This window comes from Roseibium sp. RKSG952, from assembly GCF_009711355.1.
Genome location: NZ_SMMF01000725.1, coordinates 1 through 5,783, shown reverse-complemented (window position 1 = coordinate 5,783; position 5,783 = coordinate 1). Strand labels below are relative to the sequence as shown.

The window sequence follows — 5,783 nt, the reverse complement described above, 5'->3', positions numbered from 1 at the left end:
AGCTACTGTCGGAAGCCGTGGATGCGCCGAGACCTTATTGATATTGAATTCGCCCTTCAGGAAGTGGAGATCGAAGCCAACAAGCTAACCAAGGTGCTCGCCACGTAGAGAAAATCTACACGGGATACGAGAATGTCACGCAAAAGATCGCGGCAACGGTCGACCAAAACCGTGTTCAAAAAACACAAGATTGGCACGTGGCCCTCATCCGGCGAATGACAAATCCGTACGAAGGAATTCGGCCTGCTTTCCTGGAGCTGGAAACAGCCCAGGTACTTCAAAAACTCGGGGCCTTCAGGCACCGGGGGCGCAACACGTATGGATCTAATCTGAACGTGGAAAAACCATCGAAAACGCCGCTCTTGTAGACGATCTGCGTGATCTTTTCCGGCAGGACCTCAACCGTCTTTCCGCCCACTTGGAAAATACAGACGAAAACGATGGCGGGGACGGATCCGGCGGAGGAGCCTCCGGCGGGCCGCCGATGTAAAATCAAGAGGCGATAGGTTTCCGGGAGTTTGACCGCATTTCAGCCCACCAGGGCTTCGGCGGAGGCTGGAGGTCCGGGTCGGATTTGAACCGACGTCGACGTGGATTTGCAATCCACCGCGTAACCGCTCCGCCACCGGACCTTTTGGAGACGGAGCGGAAGCAATCCGGCCCGTGAGATTTTAATCCCAGCGCATGACCACTTCGCCGCCCCATCAATCCTTGTTTTGGTGCCCCCGGCAGGACTCGAACCTGCGACATTCGGTTTAGAAAACCGACGCTCTACTCCAACTGAGCTACGGAGGCTTATTTCTTTAAAACCCCGATGCCGGGATTTCAAGTATGTGGTCAGGCAGCTATCTGCCCAACCACATACTTCATTCTGGTGCCGTCGAGAGGCCTCGAACCCCTGACATCCTGGATACAAAGCAGGCGCTCTACCAACTGAGCTACGACGGCGAATTCCCGAACCCCTTGGGGCGAAACTCTGGTGCCGAATGAGGGGTTCGAACCCCCGACCTTCGCTTTACGAAAGCGCTGCTCTACCCCTGAGCTAATCCGGCTGGATTGGTGGCACGAGAGGAGGGATTCGAACCCCCGACACCCGGTTTTGGAGACCGGTGCTCTACCGCTGAGCTACACTCGCATAACCAATAAAAAAGGCCTGAACCGTGCGGTCCAAGCCTTCGAGGGTGCGATTATGTCTAGAGACGTTACCTCATGTGACATCGCCCACCGGGAAGGCCGTTCCCGCAGGTTCTTGTCCAGCATGTCCACGTTCTCACGAACATAATTCAATTATCCTCATAGGTGTCGAGGCACCGTGCCTACGACAATTCAAACCATGCCGCGGTCGCTTAATAATGTCAACATAGAAAACGCAAACAAATTATTTTTCTTGTTTTGGTGGTGTTTAATGATTTCCGGCGAGGATCTTTCGAAGCGGTGGCTGCTCTCCGCCCTAAAGGACAGGGAGCAGTCACCCATCAAGGTTTGAAGGCGCCGTCGTCCGCGTCATCCCTCGGAAACAAGATCGGAACGGATTCGGCATCCTTATGAATGAAGATCGGTTCGTCGTCGATCCAGACATGGATTTCGACATCGTTTCGATCCGTCACTGATTTCTTGGACTCCATGTCGCAGTAGATGACACCCTTGATGCCGTCTGGCAAGGGGCCGACGGGGGTCCGTTCGGATCTCGCGGTAACAATCCAGACGCTGTGTCCGGCCGCGATAAACAGGCGTATGAATGTCCGCCATGCGTCTGGATCCCTCGTGTACGTCCCGTCCCAGTCGAGTGCTATGTTCATGTCGCTTAACGTCTTCCTCGCTCTGAAGGATGTGGATTTTTAGCGAAGCGGTTTCAACACAAGCCGCGCCCCCTCAAGGGGTGGGCACGTCCGCCGGAAAGTCTTCGAGCGCGATTTCCGGATCGACGTATCGAATGCTCACTCCACCCTCGGTGAGTATCTTGTGGGCGGTAACGAACTTCTCACCCCAACGTTCATCGCTGAAGTCCGGCTCATGGCAGACAAGTTCAACGATGCCGCTCTGGACGACAGCTCTGGCGCAATCTGTACAAGGAAACCAGGGGAGGTGCATTTTCGAACCCTTGAGTGCCTTCCCCTTTCTTGCGGCATCGAAGATCGCATTGCGCTCCGCGTGCTCGATCCAGTCGTATTTCTCGGGCCGCTCGTGTCGTACGTCCAAGGTGGAATCGACTCCGAGAGGAAAGGAGTTGCAGCCGCCTCCGATCACCTTATCGTCGGCATCGGTGATCACGCAGCCGACCTGCGTCGAGCGATCATCGCTGTTCTTCGCCAGCTGCATGGCGCTCTGCATGAAAAGACGGTCCATTTGGCTTTGATTCGTCATCTCGGGGCTCCGTTCTCATTTCGTCACCAGAGGTTGATTTCCCGCTCGGAAGGCCCGGGCTGGATCTAGTTCGACGGCGTGCGTTATGTGCCAGCCACCGTCTGCGCGAGGAACGAACTCCTCAAGAATAAATGGGACGATGATCTGCGCCCAATCAGAGAGGAGGCTCCATCCAGAACCGTTTCCAATCGCGTTGATATCAAAAATCCTGATGTTCCGCCGATTGCGGGCGTTAACGCCTACCCAGTGGGTGTGTCCGTAGCGGGCTTGAATAGGCACACAAGGTTTCGTCCACGGTCCTTCCCACTGAATGCGAGCGAGCCCATAGGTAGGCCAGTTGCCCTGACCCAAATCTCCACCTCTATAGGAGAACCTCATCCCAATGTTTTGAAGCACCTCCCACATCAGTGTGGGATTGGTGTAGCGCTTTTCTTCATAGTTACCCATGTGTGGGCGTAGAGCGGCCAAAGTGATGGGGCAAACGGCGGCAATTGCAGCCGGACCGCAATTCGCGCCCCATTCGTCCCATGCAGTCTTGATTTCCTCTGGCGTTACTGGCAATTCACGCCTCCATTTGAATCTGAGTTCCAACCTCGGATGACGAAGAGCCATAATATTTGCATCTCGTTCCTCATTTAACGTCTACCCTGCCCTAAAGGAAGGGGTTAAGAGCGCGGCTCGCGTAGCTCATGCGCGAGCCGCAGCCTCCATCTGATTGATCGAGGGATTCGGTTTCTTCACAGATTCTCTCCTGGAAGTATCTACCACTCGTTCGCATGCCGCATCCTCCGTTCGGTTGACCGTCGCCATTCGTGACGGCGCGCGTGAATGCATATGTTCGCGGAGCCTTCCCGGCCTTCTGTCCCGGTTGCCTTTTCGAATCATTCAGCGGTCTCGTTCCACCGATCCGCTAGGCAGCTCCAAATCTCGCTGCCTTCTTCCTTCAGGTGCTTGAAGGCGGCGCGCGTAGTTCCGGAATCTTTCGGAGAAGACAAACGCAAGGCCAGAGCTCGTAGGGGCCTGCGGGGTGGTGCCGTTTTCCTGCGAGAGGCAGTCGATCAAGCCGCTTCACCTTCGATGGCTCCGTGAACGACGGCATCGTCGACGATGAGGACGGCGCGTCGGTAACCGTAGGTATCGATCTTGGCATCGCCGGCCAGATCGACGTAGAAGTCCTCGGATCCCGCGAGTGCGTCGCCTAGGGGGGTTCCTATGGCGTTCCAGATCATCGCCTCGGTATCCCCAATGGGGCCATTGACGACAATGTTGATATGCTTCTCCTTACGCACGATCACGCGCTTTACCCAACCGCCGACGACGGCGATGCGAGGCTTCTTGTTGCCCATTCCGTAGGGCCGGAGCGGCTCGAGTTTGTCGATGAGTGCTGCCTTTAGTTCGCCGGGCGCGAGTTTCAGATCGTAGGTGACCGGAGGATGGGCGAAAGTCTTGGCTCGCTCGTTCATGAAGTCCCTAAGGTCGTCGAGGCGTGACGCATCGATCGTCAATCCGGCGGCCGGAGCATGACCGCCTCCCTTGATCAGGATGCCGGCCTCGCGAGCGGCGATAACCGCAGCGCCGATGTTGAAGCCGTCGAGACCGCGACACGAGCCGTGACCACCGTGACCGATAATAATGGTGCTCTTGTCGACCGCGTCCTTCATCTTGGAAGCAACAAGACCGACGACGCCAGGATGCCACTCCTCGTTCATGAGGACCAGTATCCTGTCGTCGGAACGCTCCTCCGCCTCTTTCATCGCCTGATCGAGGGCTTTCTTCTGCATGTCCTTGCGCTGGGCGTTCAGCTCGAACAAGCGCGCGGCGAGGTCAAAGGCATCGTCATGGTTCTCAAGGGACAGAAGCCTCGCCCCGAGGCGCGTGTCGTCGATCCGGCCGGCTGCATTGATACACGGACCAAAGATGAATCCGCAGGACACCTCGTCGTAGTCGAAGTGATCGTTGACCTTGGCGAGCTGCGCGATGCCTGTGACATCCTTCATGCGGCGCAATCCCGCCCGCACGTACGCCCGATTGAGACCGACGAGTGGAACGAGGTCGGCGACCGTACCCAAGGCGACGATCCCGATCCAGTTCATGAGGTTGGGGGCCGGACGGGACGCGTTAAAAAACCCGCGGCTCCGCATTTCGCGGTTAACGCCGACGAGGAACAGGAAGATGAGTCCCGCCGTACAGAGGTAGTCGTAAGCCCTGTCCTCGTCTTTGCGTTTCGGATTGACAAGGATGCCGGGAGGAGACTTTGAATCCGGTTCGTGGTGATCGAGAATCACGATCTGGAAACCGAGTTCGGAGGCGACGCCGAGCGGCTCGTGAGCTGTCGTACCGCTGTCCAGAACAAGTAGAAATTCTGTGCCCTCGCGCTTCAGGGTGCGCATGGCCTCGGAGTTCGGACCGTAGCCCTCCTTCATGCGATCAGGGATGTAGTAGAGGGGTTCGATGCCGACGAACTGTAGCCAGCGGATCCCGAGAGCGGTGGAGGTCGCGCCGTCGACATCGTAGTCGCCGTAGATAGCGATCTTCTTGCCCGCCTCGACGGCATCGCAGAAGGCAGAGACCGCGCGGTCCATATCCTTCAGTCTAGAGGGATCGGGCATCGTGTCCTTGACGGAGGCGTTGAGAAAGGTCTCGGCATCAAAGCCCCGCATCTCCGCGATGCCGACTGCTGGATCGCCATCCGGAACACCCTCGCGCCCGAACGCCCACTCGCGACCCTTTATGGATTTAATTCTAGCGAATTCACTCATCAGAACCTCCGTACAGAGGGCTATATGCCGGATAGGAGGCTTTCTGTCAACAAAATAAGGATTAACCCGCCCGAATTCATGACCTCTGTCCGGGCTCGCTATCCAGCATTGATTTAATCCTTGAAGATGGCCGAATGCCGAGACACCATCGAGTGAATTACACAAGGATTCACTATGCGTCAATCAAAGGTTCAGCACTTCGTCAGCCTTTCGGGCGGCAAGGACAGCACGGCCTGCTACGCCCTCGCAACGGGATGTCTCGGTGGTGACGGCTTTCGCGCTATTTTCTGTGACACGGGCCACGAGCATCCTGCGACGTATGAATACGTGGAAAGGATTCACGAGAAGATCGGCGGCCCAAAGGCTGAGATCGTGAAGGCCGACTTCTCCAAGCGCATCGAGAAGAAGAGAAGGACGGTCAAGGAGAAATGGGAAGAGGACGGCGTGCCGACTGCTATGGTCGAGAGGGCGCTCCAGGTGCTGAGGCCGACTGGGAACCCGTTCCTGGATCTCGCCATGCTGAATGGCCGATTTCCGTCAACCATGACGCGATTCTGTACTGAAGAACTCAAAGTTATGCCGATCACGCTCCAGGTAATCCAGAAGCGCGGCAAACCCCTTCCTTCAAGGGGGGTCAAGAGCGCACCTCGCGCAGCGAGG

Annotated in this window: 6 protein-coding genes and 5 tRNA genes; 2 read left to right on the top strand and 9 right to left on the bottom strand. The window is 56.8% G+C overall.

Going from position 1 to position 5,783, the window contains the following annotated elements; genetic code table 11:
- Positions 1–47: 47 nt before the first annotated feature.
- Positions 48–368 (top strand): hypothetical protein, encoded by a 321-nt coding sequence (locus tag E1297_RS51225; RefSeq protein WP_368669462.1) that lies wholly within the window; start codon positions 48–50, stop codon positions 366–368.
- Positions 369–556: 188 nt separating this feature from the next.
- On the opposite strand, the gene E1297_RS04835 is transcribed toward E1297_RS51225, so the two are convergent.
- The 9 genes from E1297_RS04835 to recJ all read right to left on the bottom strand — a co-directional run bounded on the left by E1297_RS04835 (position 557) and on the right by recJ (position 5,123).
- Positions 557–632: transfer RNA gene (locus E1297_RS04835), tRNA-Cys, on the bottom strand.
- A gap of 85 nt (positions 633–717) precedes the next feature.
- Positions 718–795 (bottom strand) — tRNA-Arg (locus E1297_RS04830).
- Between the two features lie 77 nt (positions 796–872).
- Positions 873–948: transfer RNA gene (locus tag E1297_RS04825), tRNA-Thr, on the bottom strand.
- Positions 949–977: 29 nt separating this feature from the next.
- A tRNA-Thr gene (locus E1297_RS04820) sits at positions 978–1,052 on the bottom strand.
- A gap of 8 nt (positions 1,053–1,060) precedes the next feature.
- Positions 1,061–1,135: transfer RNA gene (locus E1297_RS04815), tRNA-Trp, on the bottom strand.
- A gap of 340 nt (positions 1,136–1,475) precedes the next feature.
- Positions 1,476–1,799: a hypothetical protein gene (locus E1297_RS04810; RefSeq protein ID WP_155134612.1), complete on the bottom strand. Its 324-nt coding sequence runs from the start codon at positions 1,797–1,799 to the stop codon at positions 1,476–1,478.
- A 73-nt stretch (positions 1,800–1,872) separates the two neighbouring features.
- Positions 1,873–2,364 carry a deaminase gene (locus tag E1297_RS04805; protein WP_155134609.1) on the bottom strand — a complete coding sequence of 164 codons (492 nt, stop codon included), beginning with the start codon at positions 2,362–2,364 and terminating at the stop codon, positions 1,873–1,875.
- A 15-nt stretch (positions 2,365–2,379) separates the two neighbouring features.
- On the bottom strand, positions 2,380–2,925 hold the full coding sequence (locus E1297_RS04800; protein WP_244327639.1) for a hypothetical protein: 546 nt from the start codon (positions 2,923–2,925) through the stop codon (positions 2,380–2,382).
- A 497-nt stretch (positions 2,926–3,422) separates the two neighbouring features.
- Complete coding sequence (recJ, locus tag E1297_RS04795) at positions 3,423–5,123, bottom strand: single-stranded-DNA-specific exonuclease RecJ (RefSeq protein ID WP_155134604.1); 1,701 nt, start codon at positions 5,121–5,123, stop codon at positions 3,423–3,425.
- 174 nt (positions 5,124–5,297) lie between these two features.
- On the opposite strand from recJ, the gene E1297_RS04790 reads away from it, so the two are divergent.
- Positions 5,298–5,783 (top strand): phosphoadenosine phosphosulfate reductase family protein (locus E1297_RS04790; RefSeq protein WP_155134601.1); only part of this gene is annotated, 486 nt, incomplete at its 3' end.